The 19,198-nt window shown below is 61.2% G+C and carries 18 protein-coding genes and 1 pseudogene; 10 read left to right on the plus strand and 9 right to left on the minus strand.

What is annotated here, in order from left to right; translation table 11 throughout:
• Nucleotides 1-169 precede the first annotated feature (169 nt).
• Entirely contained in the window at nucleotides 170-1,411 is a 1,242-nt protein-coding gene (locus tag I8746_RS17590) for an MFS transporter (RefSeq protein ID WP_012053645.1), read from the plus strand.
• A 204-nt stretch (nucleotides 1,412-1,615) separates the two neighbouring features.
• Here the strand turns inward: I8746_RS17590 and I8746_RS17595 are convergent, their stop codons facing one another.
• Both I8746_RS17595 and I8746_RS17600 read right to left on the minus strand, forming a co-directional pair.
• Nucleotides 1,616-3,163, minus strand: coding sequence for an AmpG family muropeptide MFS transporter (locus I8746_RS17595; RefSeq protein ID WP_221100891.1), 1,548 nt, complete (start codon nucleotides 3,161-3,163; stop codon nucleotides 1,616-1,618).
• Nucleotides 3,164-3,206: 43 nt separating this feature from the next.
• Entirely contained in the window at nucleotides 3,207-3,560 is a 354-nt protein-coding gene (locus I8746_RS17600; protein ID WP_010952470.1) for an MGMT family protein, read from the minus strand.
• 164 nt (nucleotides 3,561-3,724) lie between these two features.
• Here I8746_RS17600 and I8746_RS17605 point away from each other — a divergent pair, with 164 nt between their 5' ends.
• From I8746_RS17605 to groL, 5 genes are all read left to right on the plus strand, one after another.
• Nucleotides 3,725-4,735 carry a DUF481 domain-containing protein gene (locus tag I8746_RS17605; protein WP_221100892.1) on the plus strand — a complete coding sequence of 337 codons (1,011 nt, stop codon included), beginning with the start codon at nucleotides 3,725-3,727 and terminating at the stop codon, nucleotides 4,733-4,735.
• Nucleotides 4,736-4,817: 82 nt separating this feature from the next.
• Nucleotides 4,818-5,549, plus strand: a complete 732-nt coding sequence (locus I8746_RS17610) for a HugZ family protein (RefSeq protein ID WP_221100893.1) — start codon at nucleotides 4,818-4,820, stop codon at nucleotides 5,547-5,549.
• Nucleotides 5,550-5,614: 65 nt separating this feature from the next.
• On the plus strand, nucleotides 5,615-6,076 hold the full coding sequence (locus I8746_RS17615) for an FxsA family protein (protein ID WP_003251903.1): 462 nt from the start codon (nucleotides 5,615-5,617) through the stop codon (nucleotides 6,074-6,076).
• Nucleotides 6,077-6,319: 243 nt separating this feature from the next.
• Nucleotides 6,320-6,613 (plus strand): co-chaperone GroES, encoded by a 294-nt coding sequence (locus I8746_RS17620; RefSeq protein WP_003251905.1) that lies wholly within the window; start codon nucleotides 6,320-6,322, stop codon nucleotides 6,611-6,613.
• Between the two features lie 50 nt (nucleotides 6,614-6,663).
• A complete protein-coding gene (groL, locus tag I8746_RS17625; RefSeq protein ID WP_003251907.1) occupies nucleotides 6,664-8,304 on the plus strand; it encodes a chaperonin GroEL in 1,641 nt (546 codons plus the stop codon).
• A gap of 126 nt (nucleotides 8,305-8,430) precedes the next feature.
• On the opposite strand, the gene pyk is transcribed toward groL, so the two are convergent.
• Nucleotides 8,431-9,885 carry a pyruvate kinase gene (gene pyk / locus I8746_RS17630; RefSeq protein WP_003251912.1) on the minus strand — a complete coding sequence of 485 codons (1,455 nt, stop codon included), beginning with the start codon at nucleotides 9,883-9,885 and terminating at the stop codon, nucleotides 8,431-8,433.
• Nucleotides 9,886-10,065: 180 nt separating this feature from the next.
• On the opposite strand from pyk, the gene I8746_RS17635 reads away from it, so the two are divergent.
• From I8746_RS17635 to sbcB, 3 genes are all read left to right on the plus strand, one after another.
• The gene (locus I8746_RS17635) at nucleotides 10,066-10,452 is read left to right on the plus strand and encodes a hypothetical protein (protein WP_003251914.1); all 387 of its coding nucleotides are present in this window, start codon (nucleotides 10,066-10,068) and stop codon (nucleotides 10,450-10,452) included.
• A 123-nt stretch (nucleotides 10,453-10,575) separates the two neighbouring features.
• Nucleotides 10,576-10,935 (plus strand): PilZ domain-containing protein, encoded by a 360-nt coding sequence (locus I8746_RS17640; RefSeq protein ID WP_012053641.1) that lies wholly within the window; start codon nucleotides 10,576-10,578, stop codon nucleotides 10,933-10,935.
• A gap of 57 nt (nucleotides 10,936-10,992) precedes the next feature.
• Nucleotides 10,993-12,426, plus strand: coding sequence for an exodeoxyribonuclease I (gene sbcB / locus I8746_RS17645; protein WP_221100894.1), 1,434 nt, complete (start codon nucleotides 10,993-10,995; stop codon nucleotides 12,424-12,426).
• Between the two features lie 72 nt (nucleotides 12,427-12,498).
• Here the strand turns inward: sbcB and mvaT are convergent, their stop codons facing one another.
• Nucleotides 12,499-12,876 (minus strand): histone-like nucleoid-structuring protein MvaT, encoded by a 378-nt coding sequence (gene mvaT / locus I8746_RS17650; RefSeq protein ID WP_003251920.1) that lies wholly within the window; start codon nucleotides 12,874-12,876, stop codon nucleotides 12,499-12,501.
• A 284-nt stretch (nucleotides 12,877-13,160) separates the two neighbouring features.
• Between mvaT and purU the strand changes: the two genes are divergently transcribed.
• A complete protein-coding gene (gene purU / locus I8746_RS17655) occupies nucleotides 13,161-14,012 on the plus strand; it encodes a formyltetrahydrofolate deformylase (protein ID WP_088513329.1) in 852 nt (283 codons plus the stop codon).
• A 231-nt stretch (nucleotides 14,013-14,243) separates the two neighbouring features.
• Here purU and I8746_RS17660 read toward each other — a convergent pair whose 3' ends face one another.
• The 5 genes and pseudogenes from I8746_RS17660 to I8746_RS27640 form a co-directional block, all read right to left on the minus strand.
• Nucleotides 14,244-15,236 carry a lysylphosphatidylglycerol synthase transmembrane domain-containing protein gene (locus tag I8746_RS17660; RefSeq protein ID WP_221100895.1) on the minus strand — a complete coding sequence of 331 codons (993 nt, stop codon included), beginning with the start codon at nucleotides 15,234-15,236 and terminating at the stop codon, nucleotides 14,244-14,246.
• The gene (locus tag I8746_RS17665; protein WP_014754370.1) at nucleotides 15,233-15,997 is read right to left on the minus strand and encodes a DUF2334 domain-containing protein; all 765 of its coding nucleotides are present in this window, start codon (nucleotides 15,995-15,997) and stop codon (nucleotides 15,233-15,235) included. The genes I8746_RS17660 and I8746_RS17665 overlap by 4 nt, the downstream gene beginning before the upstream one ends.
• Nucleotides 15,990-17,111: a glycosyltransferase family 1 protein gene (locus I8746_RS17670; RefSeq protein ID WP_012053637.1), complete on the minus strand. Its 1,122-nt coding sequence runs from the start codon at nucleotides 17,109-17,111 to the stop codon at nucleotides 15,990-15,992. The genes I8746_RS17665 and I8746_RS17670 overlap by 8 nt, the downstream gene beginning before the upstream one ends.
• A 165-nt stretch (nucleotides 17,112-17,276) precedes the next feature.
• Entirely contained in the window at nucleotides 17,277-18,041 is a 765-nt protein-coding gene (locus tag I8746_RS27635) for a methyl-accepting chemotaxis protein (RefSeq protein WP_370588296.1), read from the minus strand.
• Nucleotides 18,042-18,134: 93 nt separating this feature from the next.
• Nucleotides 18,135-19,151: pseudogene (locus tag I8746_RS27640) on the minus strand (cache domain-containing protein); the annotation flags it as partial.
• Nucleotides 19,152-19,198: the final 47 nt, after the last annotated feature.

The following is a 19,198-nucleotide window of genomic DNA, read 5'->3' on the forward strand; positions in this document are numbered from 1 at the left end:
CAAGCCCGCCCCTACGAGGACATGCGTGTTCTGTGTAGGAGCGGGCTTGCCCGCGAAGGGGCGCAAAGCGGCCCCAGCTTTTTCCGACCCTGATTACACTTGCTCACAGCAATTTCCAGTCATTTCTGGCATATAGCGTGACCCCGCCCGCCACACCCGATACGTCATCATGAAACCACTGCTGTATATCACCCCTCTGCGTGCCTTGCTGTTCGGCCTGACCCTGGCCCTGTTCGAACTGCTGACCTACCTGGCCAGCGACGCGGTCATGCCGGCCATGCCTGTCGTGGTCAACGACCTCGACGCCAGCCCCGAATACATACCCCATGCCCTCAACCTGTACCTGCTGGGCGGCGTAGTACTGCAATGGCTGATCGGCCCGTTGGCCGACCGTTATGGACGGCGCCCGCTGCTGCTGGTCGGTTGCGCATTCTTTGGCCTGGCCTGCCTGGCCACCTTCTGGGTCCAGGACATCGGCCTGTTCAACCTGCTGCGCCTGTTGCAGGGCATTGGCCTGGGCTTTGTGGTCACGGTCAGCTACCCGGCCCTGAACGAGGCTTTCAGCGAGGCTGATGCTGTACGCATGATGGCCCTGCTGGCCAACATCGCCTTGCTGTCGCCCCTGCTCGGGCCGCTGGTGGGCACCTTGCTGCTGCAATGGCTGGATTGGCGCTGGCTGTTCGTGGCGTTCGCCATCGGCGCGGTGCTGGCCTGGCTGCTGTTGTACCGGCTGATGCCGGAAACCCTGGGCGTGGAGCGCCGTGACGGCTCGCGGCTGGCGTTCACGCCGATTCACCTGCTGCCACTGTTGGCAGGTTATGGCCAACTGCTGGGCAACCGCCGCTTCGTTGCAGGCAGCGCCGCCCTTGGGTTGGTCGGATTGCCGCTGATTGGCTGGATTGGCCTGTCGCCGGTGCTGCTGATTCACGATGAGGGATTGAGTACCCTGGAGTATGCCTTGTGGCAGTTGCCGGTCTTTGGCGGGCTGATCCTCGGTAACCTGATCATCAACCGCATTGCCGATCGCTACCCGCTGCCAGCCCTGGTGCGTGGTGCGCTCTGGCCATACCTGGCGGGCCTGTGCCTGATGGTGCTGGCGACCTGGTACTGGCCGAGTGTGACCAGTGTGGTGGCTGGCATGTCGCTGTATGCGCTGGGGTTGGGCGTGGCCAATGCGGTGCTGTACCGCATGACGCTGTTCTCCAGTGAGCAGAGCAAGGGGCTGGTTTCGGCCATGCTGGGGATGATCACCATTGCCTTGCTGGGGCTCGGCGGTGCGCTGCTGGCGATGATTGGCGCCGGTGCCAGCTTGCTGCATTTTGCCCTGGCGGCGGGGGTGGCGGGGGCGTTGGCGCTGTGGCCGCTGTGGTTTGTGGTGGGGGGGCGGCCTGGGGAAGGGGCTGTTGCTTGATAAGCGGTATTGCCTGTGCCGGCCTCTTCGCGGGTAAACCCGCTCCTACAAGGCAGCGCGGCCCGGGCTCTTCGCGGGTGAACCCGCTCCTACAAGGCAACGCGGGCCGGGCTCTTCGCGGGTAAACCCGCTCCTACAAGGCAACGCGGCCCGGTGTAGGAGCGGGTTTACCCGCGAAGAGGCCTGTACAGGCAATACAAAGTTTCAGGGCCGCTCAGCCACCGAGTGGTCGTCCGCCACCGGCGTTCCCCGCCCGGCTTCCTGATGCCACTGCAGGGCGATCAGGATCAGCGTAGGCACCCCCAGCAGCGCCGTGATCAGGAAGAAGTCGTGGTAGCCGAACTTCTCCACAATAACGCCCGAATACCCGCCGATCAGCCGCGGCAACAGCAACATGATCGAACTGAGCAGCGCGTACTGGGTCGCCGAGAACTTCAGGTTGGTCAGGCTGGACAGGTAGGCGACAAAGGCCGAGGTAGCCATGCCGGAGCTGAAGTTGTCCAGCGAGATGGTCACCACCAGCATTTCCAGGTTCGGCCCCATGTCAGCCAACATCAGGAACAGGATGTTGGTGCCGGCAGAGGCTACGCCGCCAATGAACAGGATGGGCATGATGCCGAAGCGTACGATCAGCAGGCCGCCAACCCCGGCGCCGACCAGGGTCATGATCAGGCCGAAGATCTTGCTGACGCTGGCAATCTGGTCCTTGGTGAAGCCCATGTCGATATAGAACACGTTGGCCATCACCCCCATCACCGTGTCCGACATGCGATAGGTGGCGATCAGGCCGAGCAGCAGCAGAGCCTGCCAGCGGTAGCGGGTGATGAAGTCGTTGATCGGGGTCAGCACGGGGGCCAGGCCGCGACGGCCGAGGCTCGACAGGCAGGCCCAGGTCAGCAGCACGTAGAGGATCAGGCGCAGGAAGGCGCGGTCTTCCAGCAGCAGGTCGAGCGGCGTGGCATCACCGGAGACCACGCTGGACCAGCCGGTATTGAACATCTGGGTGAAGCTGGCCGGTACCGAGACCAGCAGGATGATCAGCACGAACACCGAAGCCATCTGGTGCACCAGCCCGTAGCGCGCTGCCGACAGTTGGGTGCGCATGGGCACTGGCGGTTCGCGCATGACCAACGTGGTGAACAGGGCGGGCAGCATCATCACCCCGAATATCACGTAAGTGCCGGCCCAGGCCTTGTGCAGGTAGCTGAAGCCGGTAGAGCCGAACCACTCGGCGAAGAACAGGGCACCGGCCGTGGCGAGCAAGGCAGCCACCCGGTAGCCGGCCATGTAACTGGCTGCGAGCGCGGCCTGGCGCTGGTCGTCAGCGATTTCCAGGCGGTAGGCGTCGACAGCAATGTCCTGGGTAGCCGAGGCGAAAGCCACCAGTACGGCCATGGCAATCAGCCAGGAGAGATGCTGTTGCGGGTCGCACAGGCTCATGCCGACCAGCCCGATCACCACCAGCGCTTGCGACAACAGCAGCCACGAACGCCGGCGCCCGAGGCCGCCAAGCAGCGGCAAGCGCCATTGGTCGAGCAGCGGTGACCAGACCCACTTGAAGGCGTAGGCCAAGCCAATCAGGCTTGCATAACCGATGGTTTCACGGGCAACGCCGGCTTCGCGCAACCATACCGACAGGGTCGAAAACACCAGCATGTAGGGTAGGCCGGCGGCGAAACCGAGTAGCAAAAGTACCAATGTTGACGGGCTGGCATAGGCAGCAAGCGCAGCGCGCCAGGTTTTACGGGGCATGGGCCAACATCTGCCTCAAGTTTTCGAAAACAAAGCGCGCACTCTAACCGCTGTGCTCCATTGGGCGCCAGCCATGGCGCGTCATATCCACACGATTGTTGCTTACATTCACACCTTCTGCGCGTAACCGCGCCCGTTGTTCATCGCCCGACGGGGTGCCCAGCGCCAGGCTCAGCCGGCCACCTGCACCAAGCACCCGGTGCCAAGGCAGGCGTGTGTCTGCAGGCAACTGCCCCAGGGTGCGCCCAACCCAGCGCGCCGCACGGCCAAGCCCTGCCAGTTCGGCCAGTTGGCCATAGCTCACGACCTTGCCGGGTGGCACTTGGCCCAGTACTGAATACAGCGCCGTTCGTCGGCCCTCGGCCGAATCGAGGGCGTGCTCATATCCATCAGACATCTCGCCCGCCTTGGGCTGCAGATGAAACCGGACCGGTGGTCTGGTCAATGAGAGTTGAACTCAACGGCATACTCCCGGTCTGTCCTTGCTCTGGTCGTGGGTATCTGGATAATGCCCGGCTTTTTCGTCAAATCGAATCCATAGTCCGCAAACAAAGCCCGTTTATGAATTCTAGATCCTTGTTGTGCCTTCTCGCTGTTTCCCTGTGTGCCTCTCCGGTGTTCGCCGACACTGTGTGGATGAAGAACGGTGACCGGCTAAGTGGCAAGATCAAGGTATTCGACGGCGGCAAGCTGCTGCTGGAAACCCCTTATGGCGGGTCCATCGCCCTGGACTGGAAACAGGTCCAGACGCTGGAGAGCGACCAGGAGATGCTGGTCAAGCAGGACGCCTACAGCGGAGAGAAAGCCAAGTCGCTCAAGGCGGCAGAGCCAGGCAAGGTGACCTTGGCCAATGGCGAGGCACCGAAGACGGTGGAGCTGGCCAGTATCGAGCAGATCATGAAGCCCAAGCCGCTGGTCGAGGATTTCGTGTGGAAAGGCAATGTCGACGTGGCACTGGACTACAAGCGCGCCGAGAACGACACCGACGATTACGACGTGGGCTTCAAGACCACCGCCCGTCATGGCCTTTGGCGGCACAACGCCGAGGGTGAGTACAACCGCGAGACCAAGGACGACGTCACCACCACCGACAACTGGAGCGCCGAGTACGCGCTGGACCGCTTCATTACCGAGAAGTGGTTCTGGCAGGGGCGTGCGGAATACAAACGTGATCGCATCGAAGACCTGGCCCGCCAGCGCACCGTGGGTACCGGCCCGGGTTACCAGTTCTGGGACGATGAGCTGGGCGCGTTCTCGCTGGGCTCACTGATCAACCGTACTGACTTCGAGTATCAGGATGGTGGCAAGGATAATTTCTATTCTGCGGCCGTGAAGTGGGATTACACCCGATACCTGATCGGCAAGAACGTGCAGCTGTTCACCAACGGCGAGTTCGCCAAGCCGCTGGGTGGCGTGGCCGACTACTCGCTGGATGCCGAGGTTGGCCTGCGCTACAAGGTCACCGAGTGGGCCTCGCTGAACCTCAAGGCGGAGAAGGACATCATCACCGGCACGCGTGAAAGTGAGCTGGACAAGACACGCTATACCGCGGGCTTCGGCGTTACCTGGTAAGGCGTCTGGATGCAGGTCAGTGGCACAGGCAGCTGATAATGCTTATCTTGTCCCCAACCCGTCCGCCAGGAGCCGCCCTCAAGTGAGTACCAACGCCATCCGCCCCGCCCGGGAACTGCTGCTCAAGGAATACCGCGGCGTGCTTTCGACACATTCCAGGTCGATGCCTGGCTACCCCTTCGGTTCGGTCGTGCCGTACTGTCTGGACGACCAGGGCAACCCGCTGATCCTGATCAGCCGCATTGCCCAGCACACCCATAACCTGCAGAAGGACCCCAAGTGTTCGCTGTTGGTGGGTGAGCGCGAGGCTGAGGATGTGCAGGCGGTAGGGCGCCTGACGGTGATGGCCGAAGCGCACAAGCTGGTCGACGAGGCCGTCATCGAGGCCGCCGCCGAGCGCTATTACCGCTATTTCCCGGATGCGGCCAACTACCACAAGGCCCACGACTTCGATTTCTGGGTGCTGCAACCGGTGCGTCACCGTTACATCGGCGGCTTCGGTGCGATCCACTGGCTTGACCATGTCACCTTGGCCAACCCGTTCGCGGGCAAGGCCGAGGGGAGCATGATCGAACACATGAACAGCGATCACGCCAGTGCCATTGCCCACTACGTCGAGTTGACCGGGTTGCCACGGCACGTACCGGCGCAGATGGTTGGGGTAGACAGTGAAGGCATGCACCTGCGCATCGGCCAGGCCGTGCACTGGTTGCCTTTCCCCACTACTTGCAACACGCCGACACAAGTCCGCGAGGCCTTGGTTTTGCTGGCTCGCGCCGACCATTGGCCGCTTGTGATGCAAACCGAGGGTTGAAATCCGGAGCGCAGGCATCCATGTGAGGTCTTATTGGAAGGTTATCTTCCGTCGAGGAACCCTTGATGCGTGCTTTTCTACTGCTGTTTCTGATTTTTCCTGTGCTGGAGCTGTTCGTCTTCGTGAAGGTCAGCGCGGCAATCGGTTTCTTTCCGGCGTTGCTGCTGATCATCGCCGGCTCCGCCTTGGGCGTACTGGTCATGCGGGTGGCCGGCCTGGCGACTGCATTGCGCGCCCGTGAAAGCCTGCAGCGCGGTGAATTGCCCGCCGAGGACATGTTCCAGGGCATGATGCTGGCCGTGGGTGGTGGCCTGTTGTTGCTGCCCGGCTTCATCAGCGACGTGCTGGGTGTGCTGTGCCTGCTGCCATTCACCCGCCGCCTGGCCGCACGCAAGATGCGCGAGCGTGCCGAGGCCCAGGCCATGCGCCAGCGTGCATTCCAGGATGACCCCTTCCAGGCGCAGCCGCGTGATGGCGGCCACCGCCCGAACGTGATCGAAGGCGAGTACGAGCGCCGCGACAAGTAAAAAGGACCGGGGCCGCACAAGCGGCCCCGGTTTTTTTTGGCCTGATGAAAATTTTTCTATCTCGAGCCTTGTAATTGGATGTGGCGGCCTCATGTATGTGGTCACCGCAAGGTTTCTGGTGGCAACACCAGACATTACACAGGTGGTTCGCTCACAGCGGGCCACCCCCGGCAACGCCGGACAGCATCAAAACCGCCGGTGTCGAACCGGCCGATGAAAACCACAATTTGGGAGAGATCGACAATGAAACTTCGTCCTCTGCATGACCGCGTAGTCATCCGTCGCAGCGAAGAAGAATCGAAAACCGCTGGCGGTATCGTCCTGCCGGGTTCGGCCGCTGAAAAACCAAACCGCGGCGAAGTTGTAGCCGTCGGCACCGGTCGCGTCCTGGACAACGGCGAAGTTCGCGCGCTGGCCGTGAAAGTGGGTGACAAAGTGGTTTTCGGCCCGTACTCGGGCAGCAACACCGTGAAAGTCGATGGCGAAGACCTGCTGGTCATGGCCGAGAACGAAATCCTCGCCGTTGTTGAAGGCTGATTTCCCCCCGACTTCCCGTTACTCCAAAGTTTTTCAAGGATTAAACGATCATGGCTGCTAAAGACGTAAAATTTGGTGATTCCGCCCGTAAGAAAATGCTGGTTGGTGTCAACGTTCTGGCTGACGCGGTAAAAGCGACCCTGGGCCCGAAAGGCCGTAACGTGGTACTGGCCAAGAGCTTCGGCGCGCCGACCATCACCAAGGACGGCGTTTCCGTCGCCAAAGAAATCGAGCTGAAAGACGCTTTCGAAAACATGGGCGCCCAGCTGGTCAAGGAAGTTGCTTCCAAGGCCAACGACGCTGCCGGTGACGGCACCACCACCGCTACCGTTCTGGCTCAGGCCATCGTCAACGAAGGCCTGAAAGCCGTCGCTGCCGGCATGAACCCGATGGACCTGAAGCGCGGTATCGACAAGGCCACTGCTGCCGTTGTTGCCGAGCTGAAGAACCTGTCCAAGCCATGCGCCGACTCCAAGGCCATCGCCCAGGTAGGTACCATCTCTGCCAACTCCGACAACTCCATCGGTGAAATCATCGCCGAAGCCATGGAAAAAGTCGGTAAAGAAGGCGTGATCACCGTTGAAGAAGGCTCGGGCCTGGAAAACGAACTGTCCGTCGTAGAAGGCATGCAGTTCGACCGCGGCTACCTGTCGCCGTACTTCGTCAACAAGCCAGACACCATGGTTGCCGAGCTGGAAGGCCCGCTGCTGCTGCTGGTCGACAAGAAAATCTCCAACATCCGTGAGCTGCTGCCAGTTCTGGAAGCCGTTGCCAAGGCCGGCCGCCCACTGCTGATCGTTGCCGAAGACGTTGAAGGTGAAGCGCTGGCTACCCTGGTAGTCAACAACATGCGCGGCATCGTCAAGGTTGCTGCAGTCAAGGCTCCAGGCTTCGGCGATCGCCGCAAGGCCATGCTGCAGGACATCGCCGTCCTGACTGGCGGCCAGGTCATCTCCGAAGAAATCGGCCTGTCCCTGGAAACCGCTACCCTGGAGCACCTGGGTAACGCCAAGCGCGTCATCCTGTCCAAGGAAAACACCACCATCATCGACGGTGCTGGCGCTGACACCGAGATCGAAGCACGCGTCAAGCAGATCCGTGCCCAGATCGAAGAAACTTCCTCGGACTACGACCGTGAGAAGCTGCAAGAGCGTCTGGCCAAGCTGGCTGGCGGTGTTGCCGTGATCAAGGTGGGTGCCGGCACTGAAGTTGAAATGAAAGAGAAGAAAGCCCGCGTTGAAGACGCCCTGCACGCTACCCGTGCAGCCGTTGAAGAAGGCGTGGTGCCTGGCGGTGGTGTTGCCCTGGTTCGCGCCCTGGCGGCCATCGTCGACCTGAAAGGCGACAACGAAGACCAGAACGTCGGTATCGCGCTGCTGCGTCGCGCTGTTGAATCCCCGCTGCGCCAGATCACTGCCAACGCCGGTGATGAGCCAAGCGTGGTTGCTGACAAGGTCAAGCAAGGTTCGGGCAACTTCGGCTACAACGCCGCTACCGGTGAATACGGCGACATGATCGAGATGGGCATCCTGGACCCAGCCAAGGTTACTCGCTCGGCGCTGCAAGCTGCTGCTTCGATCGGCGGTCTGATGATCACCACCGAAGCCATGGTTGCCGACCTGCCGGAAGACAAGCCAGCTGCTGGCATGCCTGATATGGGCGGCATGGGTGGCATGGGCGGCATGATGTAAGCCAGCCTTACCCCCTGCACCATCAAAAAGCCCCGGTTCGCGAGAACCGGGGCTTTTTGTTATTCCAGTCGGGGCCTCTTCGCAGCACAAGGCTGCGCTTGAGCCTTGTGCTGTGAAAAGCGTGGATCAACCGACCAGCGGATCACCCACGTGCAGGATCTTCATGCCGTTGGTGCCACCGATAGTGTGGTAGCTGTCACCTTTGGTCAGGATCACCCAGTCACCTTGCTCCACCAGGCCACGTTTGAGCAGTTCGTCGACCGCTGCCTGGCTCACCTTGTCGGCCGGCAGCGCGGCCGGGTCGAAGGCAATCGGATACACGCCACGGAACATCGAGGCGCGTGCCTGGGTGGCGCGGTGCGGCGACAGGGCGAAGATCGGTACATGCGAACGCAGGCGCGACATGATCAGCGGGGTGTAGCCGCTTTCGGTCAGGGCGATGATCGCCTTTACGCCCGGGAAGTGGTTGGCAGTGTACATGGCCGCCAAGGCGATGCTTTCGTCGCAGCGCTGGAAGGTGGTGTGCAGGCGATGGCTGGACTTCTGGCTGGTCGGGTGCTTTTCGGCACCCAGGCAGATGCGTGCCATGGCCTGGACAGCTTCGATCGGGTAGGAACCGGCGGCGCTCTCGGCCGACAGCATCACCGCATCGGTGTTGTCCAGCACGGCGTTGGCCACGTCGGACACTTCCGCGCGGGTCGGCATCGGGTTCTGGATCATCGACTCCATCATCTGAGTCGCCACGATCACGGCCTTGTTGTTGCGGCGGGCGTGCTGGATGATCTTCTTCTGGATAGCGATCAGCTCGGCGTCGCCGATTTCCACGCCCAGGTCACCACGGGCAACCATCACAGCGTCGGAGGCGGCGATCAGCTTGTCGAGGGTCTCGTCATCGGCAACTGCTTCGGCGCGTTCGATCTTGGCCACCAGCCAGGCGCTGCCGCCAGCTTCGTCACGCAGCTTGCGCGCGTATTCCATGTCGCTGGCGTCACGCGGGAAGGACACGGCCAGGTAGTCCAGGTCCATTTCCGCAGCCAGTTTGATGTCGGCCTTGTCTTTTTCGGTCAGGGCCGGTGCGGTCAGGCCACCACCTTTACGGTTGATGCCTTTGTGGTCCGACAGCGGGCCACCGATGATCACCACACAGTGCAGGGCGTCTGCAGTGGCGGTTTCGACGCGCATGACCACACGGCCATCGTCGAGCAGCAGTTCGTCACCAACGCCGCAGTCCTTGACCAGATCGGGGTAGTCGATACCGACGATGTCCTGGTTGCCTTCGGTCAGCGGGTGGGCGGTGGAGAAGGTGAACTTGTCACCGATCTTCAGTTCGATGCGCTTGTTGGCGAACTTGGCGATGCGGATCTTCGGACCCTGCAGGTCGCCCAGCAGTGCAACATGGCGGCCGTTCTTGGCGGCGATGTCACGGATCAGGCGCGCGCGGGCCTTGTGCTCGTCCGGCGTGCCGTGGGAGAAGTTCAGACGTGCCACGTCCAGGCCGGCGAGGATCAGTTGTTCGATCACTTCCGGCGAGTTGCTGGCGGGGCCAAGGGTGGCGACGATTTTGGTGCGGCGGATGCTCATGCACAGACTCCTATAGTGAAGCGCAGCGAAAGGCTACTCCTGAATCTCGCTGTAGTCATTGTTCCGTTGCACTACCTGCGACCAAGGCAGGGTGGCATTTGAACGGGGCAGGGTATCCTTGCAAAAGGGTGTGAAGATTTGCAGGCAAACGCCGATACACTGGCATCAAAGGAGATCCCCATGCGAGCCCTGATCGTTTTAGCCTTGGCCGCCAGCGCCGTCGGCTGTACCCGCTGGTCCATGGACCACCATCTGAACAATGCCTACCGCGCCTACGACCGCGGCGATTGCGCACGGGTCATGCTCGAACTGTCGCAGGTTGATCGCACCAGCCGTGCCCGGCCGTTCATCCACCCCGAAGTATCACTGCTGCGCGGCCAGTGCCTGGAGCGCCAGGCGTTGTACGTGGACGCGGCGCAAACCTATCAGTACCTGATCCAGCAGTACCCGGGCAACGAATATGCCTATCGCGCCCGAGCGCGCCTGCAGACGCTGGAAAAACTCGGCCATTTGCGCGGCGCAGAAACGGCCGTGGCCAATCCGGTGACGACCGTACCTTGGCGCTAACACAAAGGTGTGGTTTATTTCACGGGATTTGCTGCGCGTGCTGCGCTAATCTGTAACTCAGCTGTTACAACAACCGCCAGTACCTAGTATTCCTGGCATCAGGTACGGAATACACTCGCGATCATGTTTAACAAGCGCCACATCGAACGTCATCAGCTACCTTGTGTCCTCAAGGTGTTCAACCGCTTTACCGGTCAGGAGATCGGTCAGCTAGGCAATGCCTCTGAAAATGGGTTGATGGTCATCAGCCAGCTGCCCGTGTTGGTCGGGCCTGATTACGAGCTGCAACTGCGTATGCCCCTGCCTGGCGGCGGGCACCAGTTCGTCAACCTCACGGCCAGTTGCCTGTGGTGCCGCGAGGACCAGACGCCTGGGCACTACGATTCGGGCTTCATGCTGCTGCAGTCTCCGCGCGAGTACGATGATTTCGTACGTTCGTTGCGCGACTATTTCAGTTTCCGCCCCGCGAACGCTCCCGTCTGAACGTTCATTTTTCAGAATCGCGCTAGAATCGGGTCGACCTCGATACAGGACGACCCCGTGACCTCCAGCATTTTCTGGCACGACTATGAAACCACCGGCATCAACCCGCGCTGCGATCGGCCGCTGCAGGTGGCCGGCGTGCGCACTGACTTCGACCTCAACGAAATCGACGAGCCAATCAGCCTTTATTGCCGACCGTCGGACGACATCCTGCCGCACCCGGCGGCCTGCCTGGTGACAGGCATCACGCCACAACTGTTGGCGGAGCAGGGCCTGTGCGAAGCCGAGTTCATGACTCGCGTGCACGCCCAGCTGGCGCAACCGGGCACCTGTGGTGCCGGCTACAACACCCTGCGCTTCGACGATGAAGTGACTCGCTACAGCCTTTACCGCAACTTTTTCGACCCCTATGCCCGTGAATGGCAGGGAGGCAATAGCCGCTGGGACCTGATCGACATTGTGCGCACCGCCTATGCCCTGCGCCCGGAAGGCATTGAATGGCCGCAGCAGGACGGGCGCACCAGCCTGCGTCTGGAGCTGCTGAGCAAGGCCAATGGCATTGACCACGGTCATGCCCACGAAGCGCTTTCCGACGTGCGGGCAACCATTGCCTTGGCTCGCCTGATTCGGCAGAAACAACCCAAGTTGTATGACTGGCTGTTTCAACTGCGTAGCAAGCATAAAGTGATGGAGCAGATCCGTCTGTTGCAGCCACTGGTGCATATATCCGGGCGTTTTTCGGCGGCGCGCAATTACCTGGGGGTCGTATTGCCACTGGCCTGGCACCCGCGTAATCGCAATGCACTGATTGTCTGCGACCTGCATCAGGAAACCCTACCGTTACTGCGGGAAAGTGCTGAAGTTTTGCGTCAGCGCTTGTACACCCGGCATGATGAATTGGCTGAAGGTGAATTACCGGTACCGCTCAAATTGGTGCAGATCAATCGTTGCCCGGTAGTGGCGCCGCTGTCGGTATTGCGCCCGGTCGATCAACAACGATTGGGCCTGGACTTGACGTTGTTACAATCGCGCGGCGAACAATTGGCCAATCAACAGGCGCAATGGCAAGAAAAGCTGGAGCACATCTATGGCAAGGACGAGTTCGCTCCGAGCGAGGACCCGGAACAGCAGTTGTATGAGGGTTTTATAGGTGACCGCGACCGGCGCTTATGCGAGCAAGTTCGTGCGCTGGAACCGGCGCAGTTGAGCCATGGCCAATGGATGTTCGATGATCCGCGTTTGCCGGAGCTGTTGTTCCGCTACCGGGCACGTAACTTCCCTGAAACCTTGACCCCCGAAGAGCGGCAACGTTGGTATGACTTCTGCCAGCAACGCCTGAGCGACCCGCAGTGGGGCGCGCCGAATACCTTGGGCGACTTCGAACAGGCACGCCAGCAAGCCTGGGAGGGCGCCGACGAGGCGGGCAGGCGAGTGTTGGAGGCCTGGCAACTGCATGCTCGACAATTGCAGGAGCACTATTCAATCGGCTGATGGCCGGTAAACAAAAACGCCGGCAGTGTGCCGGCGTTTTTGTTGTGCGAAGCAAGAGGCGTATGCGGATAATCAGTCCAGCAGGGTTGCCCAGCTTTCAACCACATCGCCGCCCCAAGTGGCTTTCCACTCTTTCAGGGTCTTGTGGTTGCCGCCTTTGGTTTCGATCACTTCACCGTTGTGCGGGTTCTTGTATTGCTTGACCTTGCGTGCGCGCTTGGTGGCGGTAGTCTTGACCGAACCACGAGGTGCCTTGCTCAGTTTCGATTCTGGATCGAGCAGGGCAATCACGTCGCGCAGCGACTTGGAGTACTCGCCCATCAGTGTGCGCAGTTTGCCTTCGAACTCCAGTTCTTTCTTCAGCTTGTCATCCTGCGACAGATTGGCCAGGCGGGCCTGAAGTTCCTTGATGGCTTCTTCGGTAGCGCGGTACTCGTTGATCAGGGACATGGAGTGTTCCTTAATGCGTGTTCAGAAATGTGTGGGGCAATAATAGACAGCCCATACTCGCAAGTAAACATAAGATTGGGCAATTAACTGTTAATTAAGCTGTGACAGCATTTCTCTACGTGAACAAATTTTTACATATGCCCCGTGCGTTTCCTCTTGTCTGTCAGGCAGCGCCCGTGTGGCGTTTTCGGGCCTGCATATGCAATCGCGGCAGCGATCAATACTGCGTTTTTTCTGGCGGGCCGCTAGAATAGGCGCCTTTGCGAAGTTCTGGAGTCTCATTCATGCGCACCTATCGTCTGGTGATCGCCTGCCCCGACCGTGTAGGCATCGTGGCGAAAGTCAGTAATTTCCTGGCCTTGTACAATGGCTGGATCAACGAAGCCAGCCACCACTCCGATGAGCAGAGCGGTTGGTTCTTCATGCGTCATGAAATCCGCGCTGAATCGCTGCCGTTCGGTATCGAAGCCTTCCGTGAGGCGTTTGCGCCGATCGCCGAAGAGTTCTCCATGACCTGGCGCATTACCGACTCGGCTCAGAAAAAACGCGTGGTATTGATGGCCAGCCGTGAGTCGCACTGCCTGGCAGACTTGCTGCACCGCTGGCACACCGATGAGCTGGACTGCGAGATCCCTTGCGTCATCTCCAACCACAACGACCTGCGCAGCATGGTCGAGTGGCACGGTATTCCGTTCTTCCATGTTCCGGTCGACCCCAAAGACAAGGCCCCGGCCTTTGCCGAAGTGTCGCGCCTGGTGCAGGAGCATGCCGCCGACGTCGTGGTGCTGGCCCGCTACATGCAAATCCTGCCACCACAACTGTGCCGGGACTATGCCGAGAAGGTGATCAACATCCATCACAGCTTCCTGCCGTCGTTCGTCGGCGCCAAGCCTTACCACCAGGCTGCCCTGCGTGGGGTGAAGCTGATTGGCGCGACGTGCCACTACGTCACTGAAGAGTTGGATGCCGGCCCGATCATCGAGCAGGATGTGGTGCGTGTCAGCCATGCCGACAGCATCGATGACATGGTCCGCTTTGGCCGTGATGTGGAGAAGATGGTGCTGGCCCGTGGCCTGCGTTATCACCTGGAAGACCGTGTGCTGGTGCATGGTAACAAGACTGTGGTGTTCGACTGACACCGTCCGGCTTGCTGTGAGGTGCTGGGCTGCTGCGCAGCCCAGTCGCGACAGGGGCGCAGAGCGCCCCGGCAATCTTGGGTGAAACGGCAATGACCAAGCAACGCAACAACCCCGTCGCCTCACCTCCACCGATCCTTGGCGAAGGCTGCCTGGCCCGCTACGACCCTGAAGCCCTGGATGATACGGATGGCACCGACTTCCCCGGCGCCGCCGAACTCTGGCAACAGCTCAACCCGCCTGACGCCGCCAGCGCTCCAGCAACGGACGTCCCAGCAGGCACACAAACACCGGCCCCCCAGCCAGCAGATAAAAGTAGTAAGTAACCGCCCGCCATATCAGGATTGCCGCAGCTGCGGTCGAGCTGCCCACCAAGGGTGTCAACAGGCTGGCAGACGTCAGCTCGGCGGCCCCGGCCCCGCCAGGCAGCAGACTGAATTGGCCGGCGCTGAGCGACAGCATCTGCACCAGGAAGCTGGGAATCCACTGCAGGTCTACCCCCAAGCCCCGCAACACCAGGTACAGCACGCTGTAGCGCAGCGCCCAGTGGATGCAGGTCAGGGTGAACACCAGGCTCAGCCTGCGCTTGGGCAGGCGCCAGGTCTGCGCCAGTGCTGCAACGAAGTGCAGCAGTTTGCGCGCCCAGCGACGTTTGCGCGGCTGGCCCATCCCCATGCGCTGCAACAGCCTGCCGTTCATGCGCATTATCGGGCGCCGGTAGCGCAACAGCCCGATCACCCCGGCCAACGCTGTGCACAGCAGTAACGCACTGCCAAGCAACATGCTTTCCTGGCTGCGGCCCAGGCTGTGGAACAGCGCGTAGCCGGCAATCGCCAGCATTGCGCAGAAGAAGAACACCAGGTCGTTCAGCTGGTCCATGGCAAAAACGGCGCCGCTGCGCGCCGGGCGGATGCGGTCTCGCGCCAGCAGCGCCATCAGGGTCAGCGGCCCACCACTGCCGCCAGGGGTGGTGCAGATGGCAAACTCGGTGGCCATGACCACGCCGAGGCTGCGAGCATGGCTCAACTGTTTTGCCTGCTCACCCAGCAACAGGCGCAGGCGCAGCGCATTGATGACCCAGCACAACAGAATCATGCCTAGCAGCATGAGCAGCAGGTGCGGGTCGAACCGGCTCAGCCTCGGCAGCAGCTCGCTACCACCCAGCAACGCTGGCACCAGCGCTGCCCCCAGCAGTGCCAGCGCCAGCCAGGCCCAACGCTTCATGCTGCCCCCTGGCGCTCCAGCCAGGCAGATTTGGTCAGCGGTTCGCGGCCATCCTTCACCAGTGTTTCCAGCGTTCGCAACCAATAGTCTCGGGATGAGCGATGACGCATGTCTACAGGGTGCAGCCCCAAGCGCAATGTGCTCGCGCCTCGCCAGCGCCGGCATTGCCAGTCGCACAGCGTGCGGGACAATGTGCGCCGCCATGCGCTCCGTGCGCTCCAGACCAGGCCTGGCGCATCAATGGCTGTAAAGTCTGGCAACCGGTACAGATGCTGCGGTGTACTGGTGTATTTGAGTGGCAGGCGGCACAGGGCTTGCCGCGTGCCCTGGCTCATGAGCCAGGCCGGTGCGACAAAGCCTGCCACAGGCCAACCTTGGCTCTCGAACAGCGCCAGGCCCTCCTGTAGCCGGGTAAGCGCTTCGTTCTCATCAAGGCCGTAGAACTCGCCTTCATGGGTATAAATGCGCCGCATGAAGTAGTCGATGGGGCTGCGCGGTGCGGGGCCTTCGTCAGCATGGGCATAGCCGTGAAGCGCCAGTTCGTCGCCTTTGGCAAGGCGTTCGTCCAGGAGGCGGCAGAACGAAGGTGCCTGGTGCAGCGGATTGCGTCGATGGAAGTCCGGGACCACCAGCCATGTCATTGGCACGTGGCCCAGCGCGTCCACAGCCCTTACGAACGGTTCATAGTCCGGCCAGGTTTCCGGGGCAATATCGTGCAACACCAGCATGAGGCTGCGCTGGCTGGCGGAGGGCTCAAGCATGGGCGCGCACCTGCGGCTGGTGGCCGAGCACGGCCTGGTAGTGCTGGAGCAGGCCAGCTACCACGTTATCCCAAGAATAATGTTGCTCTACATGGTGGCGGGCCTGCAGGCCGAGCTCGCGGGTACCCGCCTCGAACGCCTCGCGCACGGCGCACGCCATGGCCCGACCATCGTTGGGCGTGCACAGGCGGCCACACTGTTCGTTGATGATTTCAGGGAACGCACCGGCGCGCACGGCCACCACAGGGGTGGCGCTGGCCATCGCTTCGAGAATGACCAGGCCGAATGTTTCCTGGTCGCCAGCATGCACCAGCAAGTCGGCGCTGGCGATCAGCCGGGCCACCTCGGCAGACGGGCAGAAGTGATCGATGACGCTGACGTTGGACGGCACGCTGGCCGGCATGTTCGAGCCTACCAGTAACAGGTGGTAGGGGGCGCCGAGTTGCTGCATGCAGTCAAGCAGCACCGGCAGGTTCTTCTCCCGCGAGCCGCGGCCGGCAAAGATCAACAGGCGGCTGGTGTCGGGAATGCCCAGTTCGGCACGCACATGTGGGTCGCGCCGGGAGGGGTGGAAAGTGGCAAGGTCAACGCCCAGCGGCTGCACATGGACATCGCGCACGCCCAAGCGGCGTAATTTGTCGGCCATCACCTGGCTGGGGGCCAATACCCGATCAAAATTGCCGTATAGCTTGCTGACGTAGGCCTCGACATTGGGTGCGAACCAGTTGCCCATGCGGTTGCTGACCAGTAACGGCAGGTCGGAATGGTAGAAACCGATCACGGGCACGTCGAGCTGGCGCCGCGCTTCCAGCGCCGCCCAGGCGGTCAGGTAGGGGTCGCCAACTTCAATCAGGTCGGGTTTGAGCGTGCGCAGTGTATTGCACCAGGGGGCCAGGCGTACCGGAAAGCGGTAGCCCTTGCCAAACGGCAAGGGTGGCGCAGGTACCTGATAGATGCCATCGCCGTGTTGGGCGCTGGCACCGGGAATCAACAGGCTGTGGCGTACGCCGTGAATGGCGTCGAGACGGTGATGTTTGGCATCAAGATAGGTACGTACGCCACCGCTGGCCGGGGCGTAGAACATGGTGATGTCGGCGATGTGCACGATCAGCATCCCTCCGGGATCGTCTTCGGGTCTGTCATCCGGCGTTGAATGGCCGGCGATGAAACGCCTAAAGGTGGACCTATCAGAAGGATAGTTTGTTCGATCGGTTTGAGAGGGGGAGTGCGCAATGCCTGGAGCAGCACAAGGCTGCTCCAGGTGAAGGTGTAGCCTTTATCAGATACGGAAGCTGCCCACCAGGTGTTTCAGGCGGCCAGCCTGCTGCTCGAGGTCGGAGCAGGCGCGCAGGGTCGCTTGCAGGTTCTCCACGCCTTCCTGGTTGAGCATGTTGATCTCGTTGATGTCCATGTTGATCGCCTCGACCACGGCGGTCTGCTCTTCGGTGGCAGTGGCCACCGACTGGTTCATGCCGTCGATCTCGCCAATGCGCACGGTAACGCTGTCCAGTCGCTCACCCGCCTGGTTGGCGATCTGCATGCTGTCCTGGCTGTGGCGCTGGCTCTGGTCCATGGTGTCGACCGACTCGCGGGCACCGACCTGCAGCTCTTCGATCATGGTCTGCACTTGCTGCGCCGACTCCTGGGTGCGGTGCGCCAGATTGCGCACCTCATCGGCGACCACGGCAAAGCCACGCCCGGCCTCACCGGCGCGGGCCGCTTCGATGGCGGCGTTCAGCGCCAGCAGGTTGGTCTGCTGGGAAATGCTGGTGATCACTTCCAGGATCTGGCCGATATTCACGGTCTTGCTGTTCAGTGTCTCGATGTGCGCGCTGGAGGTGACGATCAGGTCGGACAGGCGGTTCATCGCGGCAATGTTGCGCTCGACCACTTGCTGGCCTTCTTCGGCCAACAGGCGCGCGGAGCTTGCGTGCTGCGAAGCTTGGGCGGCGTTGCCGGCGATTTCCTGAGCCGCAGCGCCCAATTCATTGATGGCGGCGGCGACACTGTTGGTCCGGTTGGACTGCTCGTCGGAGTTGGTCATCGACGAATTCGAAGCGCTGATCACCCGCAGGGCTACTTCGTTGACCTGCTCGGTGGCCGAGGACACTTCGCGAATGCTGCTGTGAATGCGCTCGACGAAGCGGTTGAAGGCGTTGCCGAGGACACCGAATTCGTCGTGGTTGTGGATGTGCAGGCGCTTGGTCAGGTCGCCTTCACCTTCGGCAATGTCTTCCATGGCGCGGGTCATGGTGTGCAGCGGCTGCATCAACACGCGGATTAGCAAGCCGAGCAGGCCGATGATGATCACCACTGCCACCACCGTGGCGATCACCGCCGAGGTGCGGAAGGTACTGAGCATCGAGAAGGCCTTGTCCTTGTCCACCGACAGGCCGATGTACCAGTTTGCCGACGGCAGGCCAGTAATCGGGCTGAAGGTCAGCAGGCGGGTCTGGCCCTCGCTTTGCACTTCGGTCAGCTCACCGGTCAGTTTCGGCGTGTGCTGCGGGAACAGGTCCGACAGCGATTTCATGACCAGATCTTTATCCGGGTGCACCAGGATCTTGCCCTGGTCGTTGACCAGGAAGGCGTATCCCATGCCGCCGAAGTTCAGCGAGTTGATGATCTGCACCAAGCCGTCCAGGGCCAGGTCGCCGCCGACCACGCCCACGCTGCTGGAGACCTTGCTGAGGATACCAATGACCATCTTGTTGGTGGTCATATCGATGTAGGGTTCGGTCAGCGTCGCGCCGCTGGCGTTCATGCCGTCCTTGTACCAAGGGCGGGTGCGCGGGTCGTAGCCGTCGGGCATCTTCGCGTCCGGGCGTACGCTGAAACCGCCGTCGACTTTGCCCAGGTAGACCGTGAGGAAGCTGGATATCAGCGCATTCTGACCCATCAGGGTTTCGGCGTTGGCTGGGTCTTGGGCAATGTTCTGCGCCAGGTTCTCCACCAGCTTTATCCGGCCCTCGAACAGGTTGCGAATGTTGGTCGACGTGGAGGTGCCCATTTCAGCCAGATAGTTTTCCAGGTCCTCGCGGATCGCATTACGCTGGAGGTAATCGTTGTAGAGGGTGAAAAGGCTGAAGGCGAGTATCACGATCAGTGATGCCGCCAAAAGAATCTTGTGGCTGAAACGAAGGCTTTTGTTCATGGCGTAATCGGTTCCGCTAAGGTTTTATATCAGGCGTTCGCACGAGT

Origin of the sequence: Pseudomonas sp. USTB-Z, assembly GCF_019691255.1 — a bacterium.
Classification (GTDB): Bacteria; Pseudomonadota; Gammaproteobacteria; order Pseudomonadales; family Pseudomonadaceae; genus Aquipseudomonas; species Aquipseudomonas alloputida.

Coding starts and splice junctions, on each gene's coding strand:
- I8746_RS17590 (WP_012053645.1), top strand. CDS start 170: ATGAAACCACTGCTGTATATCACCCCTCTGCGTGCCTTGCTGTTCGGC.
- I8746_RS17595 (WP_221100891.1), bottom strand. CDS start 3,163: ATGCCCCGTAAAACCTGGCGCGCTGCGCTTGCTGCCTATGCCAGCCCG.
- I8746_RS17600 (WP_010952470.1), bottom strand. CDS start 3,560: ATGTCTGATGGATATGAGCACGCCCTCGATTCGGCCGAGGGCCGACGA.
- I8746_RS17605 (WP_221100892.1), top strand. CDS start 3,725: ATGAATTCTAGATCCTTGTTGTGCCTTCTCGCTGTTTCCCTGTGTGCC.
- I8746_RS17615 (WP_003251903.1), top strand. CDS start 5,615: ATGCGTGCTTTTCTACTGCTGTTTCTGATTTTTCCTGTGCTGGAGCTG.
- I8746_RS17620 (WP_003251905.1), top strand. CDS start 6,320: ATGAAACTTCGTCCTCTGCATGACCGCGTAGTCATCCGTCGCAGCGAA.
- groL (WP_003251907.1), top strand. CDS start 6,664: ATGGCTGCTAAAGACGTAAAATTTGGTGATTCCGCCCGTAAGAAAATG.
- pyk (WP_003251912.1), bottom strand. CDS start 9,885: ATGAGCATCCGCCGCACCAAAATCGTCGCCACCCTTGGCCCCGCCAGC.
- I8746_RS17635 (WP_003251914.1), top strand. CDS start 10,066: ATGCGAGCCCTGATCGTTTTAGCCTTGGCCGCCAGCGCCGTCGGCTGT.
- I8746_RS17640 (WP_012053641.1), top strand. CDS start 10,576: ATGTTTAACAAGCGCCACATCGAACGTCATCAGCTACCTTGTGTCCTC.
- mvaT (WP_003251920.1), bottom strand. CDS start 12,876: ATGTCCCTGATCAACGAGTACCGCGCTACCGAAGAAGCCATCAAGGAA.
- purU (WP_088513329.1), top strand. CDS start 13,161: ATGCGCACCTATCGTCTGGTGATCGCCTGCCCCGACCGTGTAGGCATC.
- I8746_RS17660 (WP_221100895.1), bottom strand. CDS start 15,236: ATGAAGCGTTGGGCCTGGCTGGCGCTGGCACTGCTGGGGGCAGCGCTG.
- I8746_RS17665 (WP_014754370.1), bottom strand. CDS start 15,997: ATGCTTGAGCCCTCCGCCAGCCAGCGCAGCCTCATGCTGGTGTTGCAC.
- I8746_RS17670 (WP_012053637.1), bottom strand. CDS start 17,111: ATGCTGATCGTGCACATCGCCGACATCACCATGTTCTACGCCCCGGCC.
- I8746_RS27635 (WP_370588296.1), bottom strand. CDS start 18,041: ATGACCAACTCCGACGAGCAGTCCAACCGGACCAACAGTGTCGCCGCC.